This is a genomic window from Rhodoferax sp. U2-2l (assembly GCF_020594515.1).
Lineage (GTDB): Bacteria > Pseudomonadota > Gammaproteobacteria > Burkholderiales > Burkholderiaceae_C > Rhodoferax.
Map to the genome: position 1 here is coordinate 128,300 of NZ_JAJCTH010000002.1, position 17,126 is coordinate 145,425.

Genomic DNA, 17,126 nt, shown 5'->3' on the forward strand with positions numbered 1-17,126 from the left:
CGCTCTCGCCAGGCTTGGCTGACAGCGCGGTTCACCCCACTTTGTAAAGGCGTGTCATGACCGCTTCTTCACGACTCCCCGTCAGCATTGAATTTTTCCCACCCAAAACCCCTGAAGGCGTGGAAAAACTGCGCCTGGTGCGCCAGCAGCTGTATGCGCTCCAACCCGAATTCTGTTCCGTGACGTTTGGCGCGGGTGGCTCCACCCAAGAGGGCACCTTCAACACCGTGCGCGACATCCAGGCCGAGGGCGTGGCGGCGGCGTCGCACTTCTCGTGCATTGGCGCCAGCCGCGCCGGAGTGCGCGAGCAACTTGCCACGCTGAAAGCCATGGGTGTGAAGCGCCTGGTGGCCCTGCGTGGTGACTTGCCCAGCGGCTACGGCGCGGGCGGTGAATTCCATTACGCCAGCGATCTGGTGGCCTTTATCCGCGCCGAGACCGGGGACGACTTCCACATCGAGGTGGCGGCGTACCCCGAAATCCACCCGCAAGCCAAGTCTCCCGAGAGCGACCTCAAAGCCTTTGCCACCAAGGTGCGCGCCGGTGCCAATTCAGCCATCACCCAGTACTTCTACAACTCGGATGCGTACTTCCGTTTTGTGGAAGACTGCGACGCGCTGGGGGTGCAGGTGCCCGTGGTGCCGGGCATCATGCCGATCACCAGTTCCACCCAGTTGATGCGGTTCAGTGACGCCTGCGGGGCCGAAATCCCGCGCTGGATCCGGCTGCGGCTGCAAGGGTTTGGCGACGACACGGCCAGCATCAAGGCCTTTGGTCTGGATGTGGTGACCGATTTGTGTGAGCAGCTGCGTGCCGGTGGCGCGCCGGGGCTGCACTTTTACAGCATGAACCAGAGCGCTGCCACGCTGGAGATCTGCCAGCGGTTGGATTTGCTCTGATCTGGTTTGGATGGCTTTTAGCCCTGATTCATAAGGACTAGAGGCTGTTTTAACCATGAGTCCTGTTCGCTGGCCACTCGCGGCTGGGCAACGGATTTGGGGCGATAGTGGCGGCAGGGGATGGGTTGGGGCGGCGGCCTCATACTGTCAAAGGCCCAGAAATCGGCCGCCACCCCAACCCATCCCCTGCCGGCGAGCGACGTTGGTGTGCCAGCAAAAAAATGGAATTCAGGCTAAGGCGCCACTGCTGATAACAGCGGAAGCGGTCGTTCACTAAGTCGGCCTAATTACCTGTTTTTGACGCTTTGCCCCCTAGAATCTGGAAATTTCACATTACGTGAGTTTGTGGGATTATTTAATTGTATAAAAAAGATAATAAAGTGGAAGAAATCTAGACTGTAAGCTACTACTAAGAGATTTTGTGTTCATTTTATCCCGCAGAGCCAAGAATATAAAATAGACTTTTTGGGGTAAATTACATTATGTGATTTTGGGTTGATGGTGGCGCCTAAGAGTATAGGAAAAAATAGCAAATGAAAAAACAGCCAAAGATAGATGGCATCGATGTGACTGATGTTTTAATCTGCTAAAAAATGAGTAGATTGGAATATGTATATGAGGCACAATATTCTCGCAAGCGCTATCATTAATATATTTAATGAACAGGCAAAGGAGGCTGTGAGAGAAAAGAAAAAAGAACCTTACATACTGTTGTACGTCGATGCAAAACCATCTGAGTCAATTCAAAAGCACGAACTCCCAGGGCTTGGAGTTGCCGCTATTTTTGTGTACAGCAAGGACGCCAAGACGGTTGATGTACCAATAAAGCAATACAAGGAATATGGCCGATCTGAAAAGGCTGCAAAGGCGTTAGAACTCAAGAACTGGATGAAGGCGGAAAGAGAAAGAAATAACCTGACCATAGTTGGGTTTATGAATGCTCTTGACCAAAGTTCAGCTGCGCGATTAGGCCTTGATCTGATCGAGGAACTGCCTGATACGCGAATCGAAAAACACTACAACCAATACCGTCTATACTTTGGCAATGAACATATAGATTTCGCGCATGCGGTCGCGCTTTTGTACTACATGTTTACAGTATCGTTCGCAATACTACTTGTAGCTTTATCAATCGACGAAGCGCATAGGGAACACATGATCGCGTTGCTGGATAGATTCCCGGACGAAAGCAAAGGGGGTGTTGTGCCAGGAAACAAGTCGCCGACAACTCAGGGAATGAAGTTTATGCATTTTTTGAAAGCGAACGCCAAAACCTTCACAGGTATCGACGCTAAAAACAAGGCTAGTGGTATCGCGTATCGACTAGACACACTAGAGGGATGGAAGAGTAAGGTTGATGAAAAGTGGAAAGATCCGAAAAAACATCCACACTTTACATTGGTTGATTGGCTTGTAGCGGCAGCAATTGCTCACCGATTCCCAGAAAAATTCGTGGAAGAATTTAGGTCTTCTAAACTGGGGAAGAAGAAACGAAATGCTGAAGACACACAAGAGGCTTTGGAACAGTTGTATCAGGAGTTTAAGAAACACAAAATCTTTGAAATTGCTGACGAACGTACCTTGGGAATGATTAAATCAGACAAGAAGCAATGGGAAGTCCCGGGTGAGGCGAAGCAGTTCATCTACGATCGAGCAGCGGGGTAACACTTTGCACCGTCATGAATACACGTAACACAAGGCGCTCGTTCGGACCCAAACTACGCTGCGCTTCTTTCGGCGCAGCACAGCTTCAATGGTGATACTCCAAATTCAATGATTTGGTTGGCAGCTTTCAGGAAACTTTGTTGTCGGCTTTGGGTCTACAGCGGGTTGCCAGTGTCGCCAGACTGAACGGCAGGTATGGGGTCGGCAGATTGGCAAACTGTAGGACCACTTTCAGCCCATAGCCGTCATCAACGTTCATAGCCAAAATCGTTGAAGGTGGGTGGCGGGGTTGCCGGGCGTAGAACCCATTCGCGTGACGACACAGATTGCGCACCAACACGGGTGGCGACACCCGAATAAGCAGCTAATTCAAACCGTCACCCGCGAGGGGGCCGGAGAACGGTAACCCCGCCGCCCGCCTGGCGCGACCTGACTCAGTATCAGATACCGGTTGTTGAAAAAATAAGCCTCTAGCCCTGAACCGATAGGGGAAATAAGCTATTGATGAGATAGCAAGCCGCAGAGCGTGGGGCCACAGCCTCTACCGACCGTACACATCCTCAAGCCGCACGATGTCGTCCTCTCCCAGGTAGGAACCGGACTGCACCTCAATCATCTCCAGCGGCACCCGCCCCGGGTTCTCCAGCCGGTGCGTGGTGCCCAGCGGGATGAAGGTGGACTGGTTTTCTGACAGCAAAAAGACCTCTTCGCCACGCGTGATGCGTGCCGTGCCGCTGACCACAATCCAGTGCTCGGCACGGTGGTGGTGCATTTGCAGGCTCAGAACACCGCCGGGCTTGACCATGATGCGCTTGACCTGAAAGCGCGCACCCCGGTCCACGCCGTCGTACGAACCCCAGGGCCGGAACACCTTGCGGTGGATGCTGCCCTCGGGGCGTTTTTGGGCCTTGAGTTGGTCCACAATTTTCTTCACGTCTTGCGTCTTGTCCTTGTGCGACACCAGGATCGCATCGGCGGTTTCGACCACCACCAGGTCACGCACCCCCACGCAGGCCACCAGGCGGCCTTCTGACAGGGCCAGGGTGTTTTCGCAGTCTTGCAGCAGCACATCACCCTGTGCCACGTTGCCCGACGCGTCCTTGGGCAGCACCTGCCACAGCGCGTCCCAGGCACCCACGTCGGACCAGCCTGCGTTGAGCGGCAGCACCACACCGGCGGGTAGCGTGCTGCTGCTGGTGTTGGCGGCAATACGTTCCATCACCGCGTAGTCGATCGAGTCGCTCGGGCAGGCGGCAAACAGCTCTTTGCCCACGCGCACAAATTCGCCATCGGTCTGGCCGACTTCCCAGGCGCTCTGGCAGGCGGCCAGGATGTCGGCACGGCAGACTCCCAGGGCGGAGAGCCAGACCGAGGCGCGCATCATGAACAGGCCGCTGTTCCACAGGTAGCTGCCCGCATCCAGGTAAGACTGGGCGGTGGCGAGGTCGGGTTTTTCGACAAACCGGGCGATGCTGCGGGCTGCTGCGTCGGCGTTGCCAAACTGGGTGCCGGTCTGGATATAGCCGTAACCGGTTTCCGGCGCGTCGGGGGTGATGCCAAAGGTGACCACCGCGCCTGCGTCGGCCAGTGCTGCACCCCGGCTGACCACGTCCTGGAACGCTGCTACGTTGGTGATGACGTGGTCGGCGGGCATCACCAGCAACACTGGATCTGCTCCACCTTTGCTAGCTGCTAACGCAGCCAGTGTGAGGGCTGGGGCGGTATTTCGGCCACAAGGCTCCAACACCACGGTGCCACTTTCACCGAGCAGGCGCAGCTGCTCGGCGATGACAAAACGGTACTCTTCGTTGCAAACCACCATCGGTGTGGTCAGGGTCACGCCGGGGGTGCCGGTGACACGGCGTACGGTGGCTTGTAAGAGGGAGTCCTGGCCGACCAGGCTCAGCAGCTGTTTGGGGTATTTCTCGCGGGACAGGGGCCACAGGCGGGTGCCGGAGCCACCGGACAAAACCACGGGCTGGACGAGGACAGGTGTGTTCATGCGGTAAGACGGATGGATGTGAATGTTCAGAGGACCTGTGCTCAGGCGCGGGAATCGCCCCAGCGCAATTGCGCGGTTTCATCACCGCGGTAGAGGGTCTCACCGGATTGGTCGACACAGTAGGTGGGCGAGACGATCATTTCCTTGAAGGTCATGTCGGCCGCAATGCGGGTGTATTCGAACAGGATGCTGCGCACCACCTTGGCGCCTGAGCGGATGTGGCAGCCGTGGCCGATCCAGCTCGGGCCAATGATGCTGGCGCCGGGCTCAATGCGCACGCTCGAGCCAATGTAGACCGGCCCTTCGATGGTGACCTGGTCCCACGGGATTTGCGTGTTCAGACCGACCCAGATGCCAGGTTTGATCTCGCGCCCGGGCATGTTCATCTGCGCCACCTCGCCGCGCAACACGCGTTGCAACACCGCCCAGTAGTCGCTCACGCGGCCGATGTCGATCCAGTTGAAAAAGCGTTTCTGCGCAAAAAACGGTGCCTTGCTCTCCACCAACTGCGGGAACAGTTGTGAGCCGATGTCATAGACCTGGCCGGGCGGAATCAGCTTGAGCACCTCGGGCTCGAAGATGTAGATGCCGGTACTGGCGGCGGTGGACTTGGCCTCTGATGGCTTGGGTTTTTCCTGGAACGACAGGATCTGGCCGTTGTCATCGGCCACCACCATGCCGTAGTTCTCCACCTCGCTCAAGGGCACATCGAGTGTCACCACGCTGGCAATCGCGCCTTTGAGTTTGTGCTCGGCGAGCGCCGCGCCAATGTCCAGGTCGATGATGGCGTCACCACACAACACCAGGGTGGTTTCGTCGAAGAAGCCGCTGAAGTCCTGGATACGGCGCATGCCACCGGCCGAACCGAAGGGTTTGGGCGTGACCTCGCCGTGTTCACGCACACCTTCGTAGGCGTAACCAATTTGCACGCCCCAGCGGTGGCCGTCGCCAAAATACTGCTCAATCTTGTGGTGGTTGTAGGCCACGTTGACCATGATCTCCTTGATGCCGTAGCTGGCCAGGTGTTCGATCAGGTACTCCATCACCGGTTTGCCCAGGATCGGGATCATCGGTTTGGGCAAGTCCTTGGTGAGGGGGCGAACCCGGGTGCCCTGTCCGGCGGCCAGAATCATGCCTTTAGCCATGGTGGGCCTCCTTGTTTTTTGTCATGGTGAAAACTCCCGTTTGTTGATTGGATAGACGGCTGTCTGAGCGGTGGCCCGCGTCAGGCGCTGTAGCCATGGGGGTTGCCGCTTTGCCAGCGCCACGCATCTGCGCACATGGTCTGCAAATCGCGCTGGGCCTGCCAGCCCAGCAGGCTGCTGGCAAAAGTGGGGTCGGCGTAACAGGCGGCCACGTCACCCGGGCGACGCGGTGAGATCTGGTAGGGCACGGGCTGACCGCTGGCGGCTTCAAACGCGCGCACCATGTCCAGCACGCTGTAGCCAACCCCGGTGCCCAGGTTGACGGCAAAGCTCTTGGCATCGACCGCTTGCAGGGTGTTGAGCGCGGCCAAGTGGCCCAGCGCCAGGTCAACCACATGGATGTAGTCGCGTACGCCCGTGCCATCCGGGGTGGCGTAGTCATTGCCCCAGACGTTCAAAAAGGGCCGTTTGCCCACCGCCACCTGCGCCACAAACGGCATCAGGTTGTTGGGTGTGCCCTGCGGGTCTTCACCGATCAGCCCGCTGGCATGCGCGCCGACTGGGTTGAAGTAACGCAGGATGCCGATGCGCCAGCTGTCGTCGCTGGTATTCAGGTCACGCAGCATGTTCTCGATCACCAGCTTGGTCTGGCCGTAGGGGTTGGTGGCTGAGAGCGGGTGGTCTTCGGTGAGTGGCAGGCATTGCGGGTCACCGTAGACGGTGGCCGATGAGCTGAACACCAGTGTTTTCACGTCGGAGGCCTGCATCGCCTGCAGCAATTTGAGCGTGCCCAGCACGTTGTTGTCGTAATAACGCAGCGGCTGCGCCACCGATTCACCCACTGCCTTGAGCCCGGCAAAGTGGATCACCGCCTTGGCGCCGCTGGCTTGCAAAGCCGTTTGCAGCGCCGCCTGGTCACGGATATCGCCCTCAACGAAGGTGACTTTTTGGCCGGTGATGCGCTCCACCCGTGCCAGCGCCTCGGGCTGGCTGTTGGAGAAATTGTCAAACACGGTCACTTGCTGGCCTGCGCTCAGCAACTCCACGCAAGTGTGTGATCCGATGTAGCCCGCGCCGCCGGTGATGAAAATCATGTTCGGTTGACCTGAGAGTGGTGGATGGTGGTGAGTTTAGACGCTGCGCACGCTGGAAAAGACGCAGAAGCGCGCGTGGCAAGCTTCTTGCGCTACCCTACCCACCACAACTCTTTGTCTGTTGGAGATCATGATGTCTTTGTCTGTTGGTGGCCGTGCGTTCGCGCACATTGCGGCGTTTCATCCTGAAATCACCGCGTTTCGGCGTGATTTGCACGCGCACCCGGAGCTCGGGTTCGAGGAGGTCTACACCGCTAGCCGGGTCAAGCAGGCCTTGCAGGTCTGTGGTGTGGATGAGATTCACACCGGCATCGGCAAGACCGGGCTGGTGGCGGTGATCCGTGGCCAGCAAACCAGTTCGGGTCGCATGATCGGTTTACGTGCCGACATGGACGCGCTACCCATGGCCGAGCACAATGACTTTGCCTGGAAATCGGCCAAACCCGGCCTGATGCACGGTTGCGGCCACGATGGCCACACCGCCATGCTGGTGGCGGCGGCGCGGTATCTGGCCGAGACGCGCGCCTTTGACGGCACGGCGGTGCTGATCTTCCAGCCGGGCGAGGAGGGTTATGCCGGTGCGCAGGCCATGATCAACGATGGCTTGTTCGAGCGTTTTCCGGTGCAATCGGTGTATGCCATGCACAACTGGCCCGCCATGCGCCCGGGCACGGTGGGCCTGAATTCAGGCCCGATGATGGCCGCGGCAGACCGCGTCACGATCGAGATCACCGGTCAGGGCGGCCATGGCGCCCACCCTTACCAGACCATTGACCCGGTGCTGGTGGCCGGGCACATCATCACCGCGGTGCAAAGCATCGTCTCGCGCAACGTCAAACCGGTGGACAGCGCGGTCATCAGCCTGTGTGCGCTGCAGGCAGGGGATGTGAATGCCATGAGCGTGATTCCCAGCAGCGCTCGGCTGGTGGGCACGGTGCGCAGCTTCACGCCCGTGGTGCAGGCGCTGATTGAGCGCCGCCTGAGTGAGCTGTGCAGCGGCATCGCGCAGAGTTTTGGCGCCAGCGCCCTGGTGACGTACGAACGCATGTACCCGGCCACCGTCAACACCCCGGCCGAGGCCCGATTTGCCGGCGATGTGGCCGAGAGCCTGGTGGGCGCTGTGAACGTGGTGCGTGACCTGGAGCCCAGCATGGGCGCCGAAGACTTCTCCTTCATGCTGCGGGTCAAACCCGGTGCCTATCTGCGGCTGGGGCAGGGCACTGCCAACGGCGAGGGCGCTTGTTACCTGCACAACAGCCGCTACGACTTCAACGACGATGTGCTGCCCCTGGGCGCCGCCCTGCACGCCAGCCTGGTGGAGCAGGGCATGCCGCTGGCAGAGGATTGAACGATCAGGCGTAGCGCTTGTTGCGCAGGTTGTTTTTCATCTCGCGCAGCAAGGGCTGCAATTTCTCGCTGCCAATGCGCAGCGCCACGCAGGTGGCCACGATGTCCACGATCATCAGGTGCAGCAGGCGTGACACCATCGGGCTGTAACGCTCATACCCTTCCGGGTGGTCGGCGCCCAGGTGAATATCACCCGCGCTGGCCAGGGGCGAGCCGCTGGCGGTGATGACGATGGTGGTGGCGCCGTTTTTGCGGGCGATGTCGCACGAGTCCATCAGGTCGCGGGTGCGGCCCGAGTTGCTGATCACGATCACGCAGTCGCCCGGCTGCATCAGCGAGGCGCTCATCACCTGCATGTGGCCGTCGCTGTAGGCCACGCCGTTGATGCCCAGCCGAAAGAACTTGTGCTGCGCATCGCGCGCCACGATGCCCGAGTTGCCGACGCCAAAAAACTCGATGCGCCGCCCGGCGTGGTAGGCCGCGGTCAGCGCATCCACCGCCTTGTCGATGGCACTGGCCGAGGCTTCGTTGCGGTATTTCAGGAAGGCGGCCACGGTGTTGTCGATGACTTTGACCATGATGTCGCCGGTCTTGTCGTCGGCATCCACGCTGCGGTGGATGAACGGCACGCCTTCGCTCACGTTGCCCGCCAGCTTGAGTTTGAAGTCGGCCAGACCGTCGTAACCGACGCTGCGGCAAAAACGCACCACGGTCGGTTTGCTCACATGGGCACGGTCGGCCAGCTCACTGACGGGCATCAGCGCAAAGCTGCGCGGGTCCAGCAGCACCAGTTTGGCCACGCGCTGCTCGGCGGGTGCCAGCGAGGGCAGGGAGGCGCGGATGCGGTCAAGCATGGCAGGGCGCTTTCATCGGGCGCAGTGCGGCGGCACCTGGGCGCACGGATGGCGATCTCAACATTCTTCACTCCAGCAAAAGCGGTCGCGGGCAATCATGGCGCTGGTGGCGCTCGGGCCCCAGGTGCCGCTGGCATAGGGGCGCGGCCCTTGCGGGTCGGCACGCCAATGGTCCAGGATGGGTTCGACCCAGCGCCAGGCTTCTTCCTGCTCGTCGCTGCGCACAAACAGGTTCAGGCGTCCATCCATCACGTCCAGCAGCAGGCGCTCGTAAGCGCCCACGCGCTCGGCGCCAAAGCGTTTGTCAAAGTCCAGGTCCAGGTGCACCGGGGCCAGGTTGTTGGCGTTTTGCCGCTTGTCCTGCGCTTGCGCCAGCAGGTGCAGCTCCAGCCCGTCCTTGGGCTGCAGGTTGATCACCAGCTGGTTGGCCTGCCCGATCTGGGTGTTGAAGATGGCGTGCGGCGTGGGCCGGAAATTCACCACAATGCGTGAGTCCCGGTCTGCCAGCCGTTTGCCGGTGCGGATGTAAAACGGCACCCCGGCCCAGCGCCAGTTCATGATTTCGGTGCGGATGGCCACAAAGGTCTCGGTGCTGCTGGTCGGGCTCACGCCCAGTTCTTCGCGGTAACCCGGCACCGCCTGGCCGCCAATGGCGCCCGCGCCATACTGGCCGCGGATCACGTCTTGCGCCAGCGATGCCGGTGTCCAGGGCTTGAGGCTGCGCAACACTTTGAGTTTTTCGTCGCGGATGGCGTCGGCGTGTGAATTGATCGGCGGCTCCATGCCGATGGCGCACAACAGTTGCAGCGCATGGTTTTGCACCATGTCGCGCAGCGCGCCAGTGGTTTCGTAAAACGCGCCGCGTTTTTCCACGCCCAGGTCTTCGGCGATGGTGATCTGGATGTTGGCAATGTGTTCACGGCGCCACAGCGGCTCAAACAAGGCGTTGCCAAAGCGCAGCGCGAACAGGTTTTGCACCGCCGGTTTGCCCAGGTAGTGGTCAATGCGGTAGATCTGGTGCTCGGTGAACACCTGGCCCACGGTGTGGTTGATGGCGCGGTTGCTGGCCAGGTCGTGGCCCAGCGGTTTTTCCAGCACGATGCGGGTGTGGGGCGTGGCCAAGCCAGCGGCGCCGAGTTGCTCGGCAATGGTGGCAAACAAATTGGGCGCGGTGGCCAGGTACATCACCACCGAGTCGGCCTGGCGCTGGGCCAGCTTGTCTTTCAGGTAACTGTAGTGCTCGGGTTTGGACAGGTCCATGCTGACAAATTCGAGCAGCGCGGCAAAGCGGTCAAATTCTTCGGTGCTGGGGCGTTTTTCCAGTTCCACCTTGGCAAAACGTGACGCGATCAGCGCGCGGTACTGCTCGTCGCTGAGGTCGTCCCGCCCGATGCCGATGATGCGCGCACCCGCTGGCAAGGTGCCGTGTTTGAAGGCCTGGAACAGGGCTGGCATCAGTTTGCGCCAGCACAAATCGCCAGTGCCGCCAAAAAGTACAAGGTCAAAACTCATAAGGCTGAATGTGGGAGTGGATCAGATGAATCTTGACTGTAACTGGGTTTCATGTTTCCTTGTAACCGGGTTACTTTTTGACTGTCTGGTCAGGAAAGTTGGCGTTTCCCCGGGTCTACAGGTTCAGAATCGAGGCTACAGTGGTTTATTCGTCAAACTGTCAGTTTTTTGTAACGGAATTGTCATGAAACAACAGGTCATCGCCCTCGCAGTCTCCTTGGCGTGTCTGGGCGCACATGCCGAAGGTCAGGTCAACATCATCTGTTCTGTGCAAGCGGAGCAGTGCAATCTGGTCCAGACGGTGTTCGCCAAAAGCACGGGTATCAAGGTCAACCTGACGCACAAGGCGGCGGGCGAAGCGATGGCCCAGCTCAGCGCCGAGCGCGCCAACCCCAAGACCGACCTGTGGTACGGCGGCACCGGTGACCCGCACATGCAGGCCGCAGAAACGGGCCTGACCATGGCCTACAAGTCGGCTTCCTTGCCGCAATTGCGCGACTGGGCGCAGCAACAGGCGGAGCAAACGGGCTACAAGACGGTGGGGATTTATTCCGGCCCGCTGGGTATCAGCTACAACACCGAGGCCATGGCCAAGAAGAAACTGCAGCCGCCCAAATGCTGGGCTGATTTGCTGGACGCGAAGTGGAAAGGCGAAATCCAGGCCCCCAACCCAAACACCTCGGGCACCGCTTACGTCCAGATTGCCACCCTGGTGCAGTTGATGGGTGAAGAAAAGGCCTTTGACTACCTCAAAGCGCTGCACAAAAACATCAGCCAGTACACCCGCTCGGGCGCCGCGCCGGTCAAGAACGCCGCGCGTGGTGAAAACCTGATTGGCGTGGCCTTTGCCCACGAGGCGCCGGTGGAGGCCGCCAATGGCTTTCCGGTGGTGAGCAACACGCCGTGTGAAGGCACAGGCGCCGAAATTGGCTCGATGAGCCTGATTGCCGGCGCTCGTAACCTGCCCGAAGCCAAACGGTTTTACGAATGGGCGCTGACCCCCGCTGCGCAAGAGCTCGGGGTGGCGGCGAAACAGTTCCAGCTGCCAAGCAACAAGGCGGCCAAGCTCGACGAGCGTATGCCGGACTTTGCCAAGGCCAAGATGATCAAGTACGACTATGCCAAGTACGGTTCGTCGGCCGAGCGCAAACGCCTGATCGGTCGCTGGGAAAAAGAAGTCAATTCATTGCCCCGCTGACGGCCCGTTGCCAGTTTTTCCATAAGGAGTTTTCATGAAGAAGTTGTTCGTTGTGTCGGTACTGGCCGCTGCCAGTGGGTTTGTCCAAGCGCAAACCGTGAACGTGATTTGTTCGGTGCAAGCCGAGTGGTGCAACATGATTGGCACCGTCTACGCCAAAACCACGGGAACCAAAATCAATGTGTCCATGAAGGGCTCTGGTGAGGCGTTGGCCCAGCTGATCGCCGAGAAAGAGAACCCCAAGACCGACATCTGGTTTGGCGGCACCGGTGACCCGCATCTGCAGGCCGCCGAGCTGGGGCTGAGCCTGGAGTACAAATCACCGACTTTGCCCCAGCTGCAGAGTTGGGCCCAGCAGCAAGCGCAACAGTCGGGCTTCCGCACCGTGGGTATTTATTCCGGCCCGCTGGGTTTTGGTTACAACACCGAACTGCTGGCCAAGAAAAAAATGCAGCCCCCCAAGACCTGGGCCGACCTGCTCAACCCGGCGCTCAAGGGCGACATCCAGTCCGCCAACCCGGCTTCGAGCGGCACCGCCTACACCATGGTGGCCACGCTGGTGCAGCTGATGGGTGAGGACAAGGCGTTTGAGTACCTGAAAAAACTGCATACCAACATCAGCCAGTACACCCGCAGCGGCACCGGCCCGATCAAGGCGGTGGCGCGGGGTGAAACCATGGTGTCCATCAGTTTTGTGCACGACGCACCGGGTGAAAAGATGAATGGTTTCCCGATCGAGGCGGTGACACCGACCGACGGCACCGGTGCCGAAATTGGCTCGATGAGCATCATCAAGGGCGCGCGCAATATGGATGCCGCCAAGAAGTTCTACGAGTGGGCGCTGACACCGGCGGCCCAGGAAATGGCGGCTGCGGCCAAGCAGTTCCAGGTGCCCTCCAACAAGGCGGCCAAGGTCGACCCCCGTGTGCCGGACTTCAAGAAAATCAAGTTCATCAACTATGACTACGCCAAATACGGCGCCTCGGCTGAGCGCAAGCGCCTGATTGCCCGCTGGGAAAAGGAAGTCAATTCCCTGCCGCGTTGAACCTGCCCTGCCAGTTCAAACCTTGGGCGCAGCGGGTCTTGCGCCCGGTCTGGCGGCGGCGCTGAGCGCCGCCTTGTGTGATTTACCGTGAGCTTCTTGTGAACAAACATCCCAATCAGGCGATCCGCCTCTGGCTCGTCCTTGGCCTGCTGGCCTATCTGCTGCTGCCGTGGTACGCCATCCAGGACACCGCCTGGTACAGCGTGTTGCCGCAGATTTTTGCGGGCCCGGAAACCGCCAATGGCCTGCTGCAAACCGTGGCGCATGGCCGTGTCTGGCTCGGCCTGGGCCTGGTCGGCTTGGGGTTGTGCGCCGTGAGTCTGTGGTTGCCCGCAGGCAGGGCACAAAGTGGCTGGCTGCTGGGTGGGGGCTTGCTGGGATTTGTCGGGCTGCTGGCCAGTGGTTTCATGATCGGCGCCCGGGGCTGGTCGTTTGCCGCGTTGAACACACAGTTTGGTGAACTGGCGGTCAACCAGTACGGCATTGGCATCGGTGCATTTATCGCTTTGCTGGCGCTGGTGATGCTCACCGCGTTTGGGCTGGCGCGTCGGGGTTACTTCAAGGGCGACCTCTTCATCGCCTCGTCGGTGCTGGGCTGTTCGGTGCTGTTGCTGATGTTCATTGCCTTTCCCGTCACCAAGGCGCTGTACGGCGCTTTCCTCAACGAAGAAGGCCACTGGGCCTGGTCGGCGATTTTTGAGCGCATCGGCAACGAGCGGGTCTGGGGCTTGGGTTGTCTGAGTGGTGGCACGCGCTGTGGCGTGGCCTGGAACACCTTGTTTCTGGCGCTGCTGACCGCCACTGGCACCGTGGTGATGGGCACCATGATGGCCTTGCTGGCCGAGCGCAGCGCCGGGCCACGGGTGCAGACACCGCTGCGGGTGGTGGCGCTGCTGCCGATCATCACGCCACCGTTTGTGGTCGGCTTGGGCCTGATTTTGCTGTTTGGCCGCGCGGGTGTGGTCAACCAGTTTCTGGAATATGCGTTTGGCATCCCGCCCACCCGCTGGTTCTATGGCTTGTTTGGCATCTGGATTGCCCAGCTGTTTGCCTTCACGCCGATTGCCTTCATGATCATGCGCGGGGTGGTGCAAGGGGTGGCGCCCAGCATGGAAGAAGCCGCGCAGACCCTGCGTGCCAGTCGCACCAAAACCTTTTTCACGGTGACCCTGCCGCTGCTCAAGCCGGGCCTGGCCAACGCCTTTTTGGTGGGGTTCATCGAGAGCATTGCCGACTTTGGCAACCCGATTGTGGTGGGCGGGCAGTTTTCGGTGTTGTCCACCGAGATCTTTTTTGCCATTGTGGGCGCCCAGTATGACCAGGGCAAGGCGGCCTCGCTGGCCTGGATTCTGACGATGTTTGCCTTGGGGGTGTTTGCGCTGCAACGCGCCTTGCTGGGCAAGCAGAGCTACACCACGGTCAGTGGCAAGGGCGACGCCGGTATCCCGATGGCCTTGCCCGACGGCGTGCGCCGCTTGCTCAATGCGGTGGTCTACCCGTGGCTGGCGTTCACCGTGGTGGTCTACCTGTTTGCCTTTGCCGGTGGTTTTGTGCAGACCTGGGGGCGGGACTACACCCTGACCTTCGCCCATTTCAACACCGCCTTTGGCCTGGAGTGGGGCGATTTTGGGCTGGTCTGGGCCGGGACGGCCTGGAACTCCTTTTTCACCACCGTCAAATTGGCCGGCCTGGCCGCGCCCATCACGGCGGCGGTGGGCCTGCTGATTGCCTACCTGCTGGCACGGACTGAGTTTCGCGGCCAAGGCGGGTTTGAGTTTGTGGCCCTGCTGGCGTTTGCCATCCCCGGCACGGTGCTTGGGGTGAGTTACATCCTGGCGTTTAACGTGCCGCCGGTGGAGCTGACCGGCACCGGGTTGATCATTGTGTTGTCGTTCATGTTCCGCAATCTGCCGGTGGGTGTGCGGGCCGGTACCGCCGCCTTCAAACAGCTCGACAAGTCGCTCGACGAGGCGTCGGTGATGTTGCGGGCCTCTACCTTGCAGACCTTGCGCCATGTGGTGTTGCCGCTGCTCAAACCGGCGCTGGTGGCCGCGCTGGTCTACAGCTTTGTGCGCTCCATGACCACGGTGAGTGCGGTGATCTTTCTGGTGACCGCTGAGAACGAGCTGGCCACCTCTTACATCATTGGCCGGGTGGGCAATGGCGACTACGGTGTGGCGCTGGCTTATTGCACCGTGCTGATCATCCTGATGTCGGCGGCGATTGCCCTGATCCAGTTCCTGGTGGGTGAACGCAAACTGGGCCGCCGCAAGATCGGCCTGAAGCCTCCCACCATCGCAGCCCACTAATTTCCTGAGAGACAAGCATGACCTACGGCGTTGAATTCAAAAATATCACCAAACGGTATGGCATCGACAAACGTGCACCGCTGGTGATCAAGGGTGTCGACTTCGAGATTGAGCAAGGCTCACTCACCACCATTCTGGGGCCTTCCGGCTGTGGCAAAACCACGGTGTTGCGCATGATTGCCGGGTTGGAGACCCCCACCAGTGGCCAGATTTTGATGTTGGGCAAGGATGTCACCACGCTTGGCCCGGCGGACCGCAATGTCAGCATGATGTTCCAGAGTTACGCGCTGTTTCCGCACATGAACGTGCTGGAAAACGTGATGTATGGCCTCAAGATGTCCGGCATCGAGAAGGGCGAGGCCGCGCGGCGTGCGGTGGAGACCCTGGGCAATGTGGGTCTGGTCGGTTATGACGACCGCCTGCCCAGCGAGTTGTCGGGTGGTCAGCAGCAGCGTGTGGCGTTGGCGCGTGCCCTGGTGCTGGAGCCCGGCGTCTTGTTGTTTGACGAACCCCTGAGCAACCTGGACGCACGTCTGCGCCGTGAAATGCGCGAAGAAATCCGCAGCTTGCAGCAGCGCCTGCACCTCACCGTGGCCTATGTCACCCACGACCAGAGCGAGGCGTTGGCGGTGAGTGACCAGATCATCGTGATGGACGATGGCCTGATTGCCCAGCGCGGTACGCCGCAGGACATGTACGAGCGCCCGAGCAGCGAGTTTGTGGCCGGTTTCATGGGCGAGGCGATGTTGTTTCCCGGGGTGGCTGACGCCGCTGGCACGGTGCAACTGGGGCCGCTGCAGATCCATTCGCGCCAGAGCGTGCCTGCGGGCCAGGTCAAGGTGGCGGTGCGACCTGAGGCCTGGCACATCCACCACGACGGCAGCGGTGTGCCTGCCACGCTGCGCAAGCTGGCTTATCTGGGCAGCTTTTTCGAATACACCTTTGACACCGCACTGGGGCCGATTTTTGTGGTCTCACCCGATTTGACCGATGTGCTCACCCTCGGCGCGGAGGTGGGCTTGACGCTGGCGGATCACGGCGTTTCGGTTGTGGCGGCTTTGTAATCGGTGCGTGCGTTTTGTCACTGAGCCGCCGGATAATGGCGGCATGAACCAACTCAACGCCCTCAAACAATTCACCACCGTGGTCGCTGACACCGGTGACTTCAAACAAATTGAAGCCTTTCAGCCCACCGACGCGACCACCAATCCGTCCTTGATCCTCAAGGCGGTACAAAAGCCGGAATACCGGTCTTTGCTGAACGAGACCGTGGCGAAGTTCCCCGGCCGTGCCCTCGACGAAATCACCGACCGCCTGCTGGTGCGTTTTGGCTGCGAGATTTTGTCCATCGTGCCCGGGCGCGTGTCCACCGAAGTGGATGCCCGCTTGAGTTTTGATACCAGCGCCACCATCAGCCGCGCCGAACGCATCATCGAGCTGTACCAGGCCGAAGGCATCCATATTGACCGGGTGCTGGTCAAGGTGGCCTCCACCTGGGAAGGCATCCAGGCCGCGGCCGAGCTGGAGCGCCGCGGTATTCACACCAATCTGACGCTGCTGTTCTCGTTCTGCCAGGCGGTGGCCTGTGGTCAGGCCAAGGTGCAACTGATCTCGCCGTTTGTCGGCCGCATTTACGACTGGTACAAAAAGTCAGCGGGCGCGGCCTGGGTCGAGGCCGACAACACCGGTGCCAACGACCCCGGTGTGAAATCGGTCACGCAGATTTACAACTACTACAAAAAATTTGGCATCGCCACCGAGGTGATGGGCGCCAGCTTCCGTAACGTCGGCCAGATCACGGCGCTGGCCGGGTGTGATTTGCTGACCATCAGCCCCGACCTGCTGGCCATACTGGCCAACACCGATGCGCCCCTGACGCGTGCACTGGACGCCGAGGCCGCCAAGACGCTGGACCTGACGCCGGTGAGTTTTGACGAAGCCAGCTTCCGCTTCGCCTTGAACCAGGACGCCATGGCCACCGAGAAACTGGCCGAGGGTATCCGGGCGTTTTGTGTTGACGCAGGCAAGCTGGACCAACTCTTGCTTGGTCACTAGC

Annotated in this window: 13 protein-coding genes; 8 read left to right on the plus strand and 5 right to left on the minus strand. The window is 60.1% G+C overall.

The genetic code is table 11. The features are described from left to right. Window positions 1–56: 56 nt before the first annotated feature. Both metF and LHU53_RS02260 read left to right on the plus strand, forming a co-directional pair. Window positions 57–899, plus strand: coding sequence for a methylenetetrahydrofolate reductase [NAD(P)H] (gene metF / locus LHU53_RS02255; protein ID WP_227330453.1), 843 nt, complete (start codon window positions 57–59; stop codon window positions 897–899). A gap of 615 nt (window positions 900–1,514) precedes the next feature. After that, complete coding sequence (locus LHU53_RS02260) at window positions 1,515–2,564, plus strand: hypothetical protein (protein ID WP_227330454.1); 1,050 nt, start codon at window positions 1,515–1,517, stop codon at window positions 2,562–2,564. Window positions 2,565–3,105: 541 nt separating this feature from the next. Here the strand turns inward: LHU53_RS02260 and LHU53_RS02265 are convergent. From LHU53_RS02265 to galE, 3 genes are all read right to left on the minus strand, one after another. Continuing rightward, window positions 3,106–4,566, minus strand: a complete 1,461-nt coding sequence (locus LHU53_RS02265; RefSeq protein ID WP_227330455.1) for a mannose-1-phosphate guanylyltransferase/mannose-6-phosphate isomerase — start codon at window positions 4,564–4,566, stop codon at window positions 3,106–3,108. Window positions 4,567–4,607: 41 nt separating this feature from the next. Further along, a complete protein-coding gene (locus tag LHU53_RS02270; RefSeq protein WP_227330456.1) occupies window positions 4,608–5,711 on the minus strand; it encodes a sugar phosphate nucleotidyltransferase in 1,104 nt (367 codons plus the stop codon). 80 nt (window positions 5,712–5,791) lie between these two features. Beyond that, window positions 5,792–6,805 (minus strand): UDP-glucose 4-epimerase GalE, encoded by a 1,014-nt coding sequence (galE, locus tag LHU53_RS02275; protein ID WP_227330457.1) that lies wholly within the window; start codon window positions 6,803–6,805, stop codon window positions 5,792–5,794. A gap of 133 nt (window positions 6,806–6,938) precedes the next feature. Here galE and LHU53_RS02280 point away from each other — a divergent pair, with 133 nt between their 5' ends. Continuing rightward, window positions 6,939–8,153, plus strand: coding sequence for a M20 aminoacylase family protein (locus LHU53_RS02280; protein ID WP_227330458.1), 1,215 nt, complete (start codon window positions 6,939–6,941; stop codon window positions 8,151–8,153). 4 nt (window positions 8,154–8,157) lie between these two features. Here LHU53_RS02280 and LHU53_RS02285 read toward each other — a convergent pair whose 3' ends face one another. Further along, on the minus strand, window positions 8,158–9,006 hold the full coding sequence (locus LHU53_RS02285; RefSeq protein WP_227330459.1) for a MurR/RpiR family transcriptional regulator: 849 nt from the start codon (window positions 9,004–9,006) through the stop codon (window positions 8,158–8,160). A 57-nt stretch (window positions 9,007–9,063) separates the two neighbouring features. After that, window positions 9,064–10,518, minus strand: a complete 1,455-nt coding sequence (gene zwf, locus LHU53_RS02290; RefSeq protein WP_227330460.1) for a glucose-6-phosphate dehydrogenase — start codon at window positions 10,516–10,518, stop codon at window positions 9,064–9,066. 184 nt (window positions 10,519–10,702) lie between these two features. Here zwf and LHU53_RS02295 point away from each other — a divergent pair, with 184 nt between their 5' ends. From LHU53_RS02295 to tal, 5 genes are all read left to right on the plus strand, one after another. Further along, complete coding sequence (locus tag LHU53_RS02295; protein WP_227330461.1) at window positions 10,703–11,716, plus strand: ABC transporter substrate-binding protein; 1,014 nt, start codon at window positions 10,703–10,705, stop codon at window positions 11,714–11,716. 34 nt (window positions 11,717–11,750) lie between these two features. Then, complete coding sequence (locus LHU53_RS02300; RefSeq protein WP_227330462.1) at window positions 11,751–12,761, plus strand: ABC transporter substrate-binding protein; 1,011 nt, start codon at window positions 11,751–11,753, stop codon at window positions 12,759–12,761. Between the two features lie 98 nt (window positions 12,762–12,859). Further along, entirely contained in the window at window positions 12,860–15,070 is a 2,211-nt protein-coding gene (locus LHU53_RS02305; protein ID WP_227330463.1) for an iron ABC transporter permease, read from the plus strand. A 17-nt stretch (window positions 15,071–15,087) separates the two neighbouring features. Next, complete coding sequence (locus tag LHU53_RS02310) at window positions 15,088–16,134, plus strand: ABC transporter ATP-binding protein (RefSeq protein ID WP_227330464.1); 1,047 nt, start codon at window positions 15,088–15,090, stop codon at window positions 16,132–16,134. 43 nt (window positions 16,135–16,177) lie between these two features. After that, window positions 16,178–17,125 carry a transaldolase gene (tal, locus tag LHU53_RS02315; RefSeq protein ID WP_227330465.1) on the plus strand — a complete coding sequence of 316 codons (948 nt, stop codon included), beginning with the start codon at window positions 16,178–16,180 and terminating at the stop codon, window positions 17,123–17,125. Window position 17,126 lies beyond the last annotated feature (1 nt).

Excerpts from the sequence above, each read along its gene's own strand:
- metF (WP_227330453.1), top strand. The coding sequence starts at position 57 with ATGACCGCTTCTTCACGACTCCCCGTCAGCATTGAATTTTTCCCACCC.
- LHU53_RS02260 (WP_227330454.1), top strand. The coding sequence starts at position 1,515 with ATGAGGCACAATATTCTCGCAAGCGCTATCATTAATATATTTAATGAA.
- LHU53_RS02265 (WP_227330455.1), bottom strand. The coding sequence starts at position 4,566 with ATGAACACACCTGTCCTCGTCCAGCCCGTGGTTTTGTCCGGTGGCTCC.
- LHU53_RS02270 (WP_227330456.1), bottom strand. The coding sequence starts at position 5,711 with ATGGCTAAAGGCATGATTCTGGCCGCCGGACAGGGCACCCGGGTTCGC.
- galE (WP_227330457.1), bottom strand. The coding sequence starts at position 6,805 with ATGATTTTCATCACCGGCGGCGCGGGCTACATCGGATCACACACTTGC.
- LHU53_RS02280 (WP_227330458.1), top strand. The coding sequence starts at position 6,939 with ATGTCTTTGTCTGTTGGTGGCCGTGCGTTCGCGCACATTGCGGCGTTT.
- LHU53_RS02285 (WP_227330459.1), bottom strand. The coding sequence starts at position 9,006 with ATGCTTGACCGCATCCGCGCCTCCCTGCCCTCGCTGGCACCCGCCGAG.
- zwf (WP_227330460.1), bottom strand. The coding sequence starts at position 10,518 with ATGAGTTTTGACCTTGTACTTTTTGGCGGCACTGGCGATTTGTGCTGG.
- LHU53_RS02295 (WP_227330461.1), top strand. The coding sequence starts at position 10,703 with ATGAAACAACAGGTCATCGCCCTCGCAGTCTCCTTGGCGTGTCTGGGC.
- LHU53_RS02300 (WP_227330462.1), top strand. The coding sequence starts at position 11,751 with ATGAAGAAGTTGTTCGTTGTGTCGGTACTGGCCGCTGCCAGTGGGTTT.
- LHU53_RS02310 (WP_227330464.1), top strand. The coding sequence starts at position 15,088 with ATGACCTACGGCGTTGAATTCAAAAATATCACCAAACGGTATGGCATC.
- tal (WP_227330465.1), top strand. The coding sequence starts at position 16,178 with ATGAACCAACTCAACGCCCTCAAACAATTCACCACCGTGGTCGCTGAC.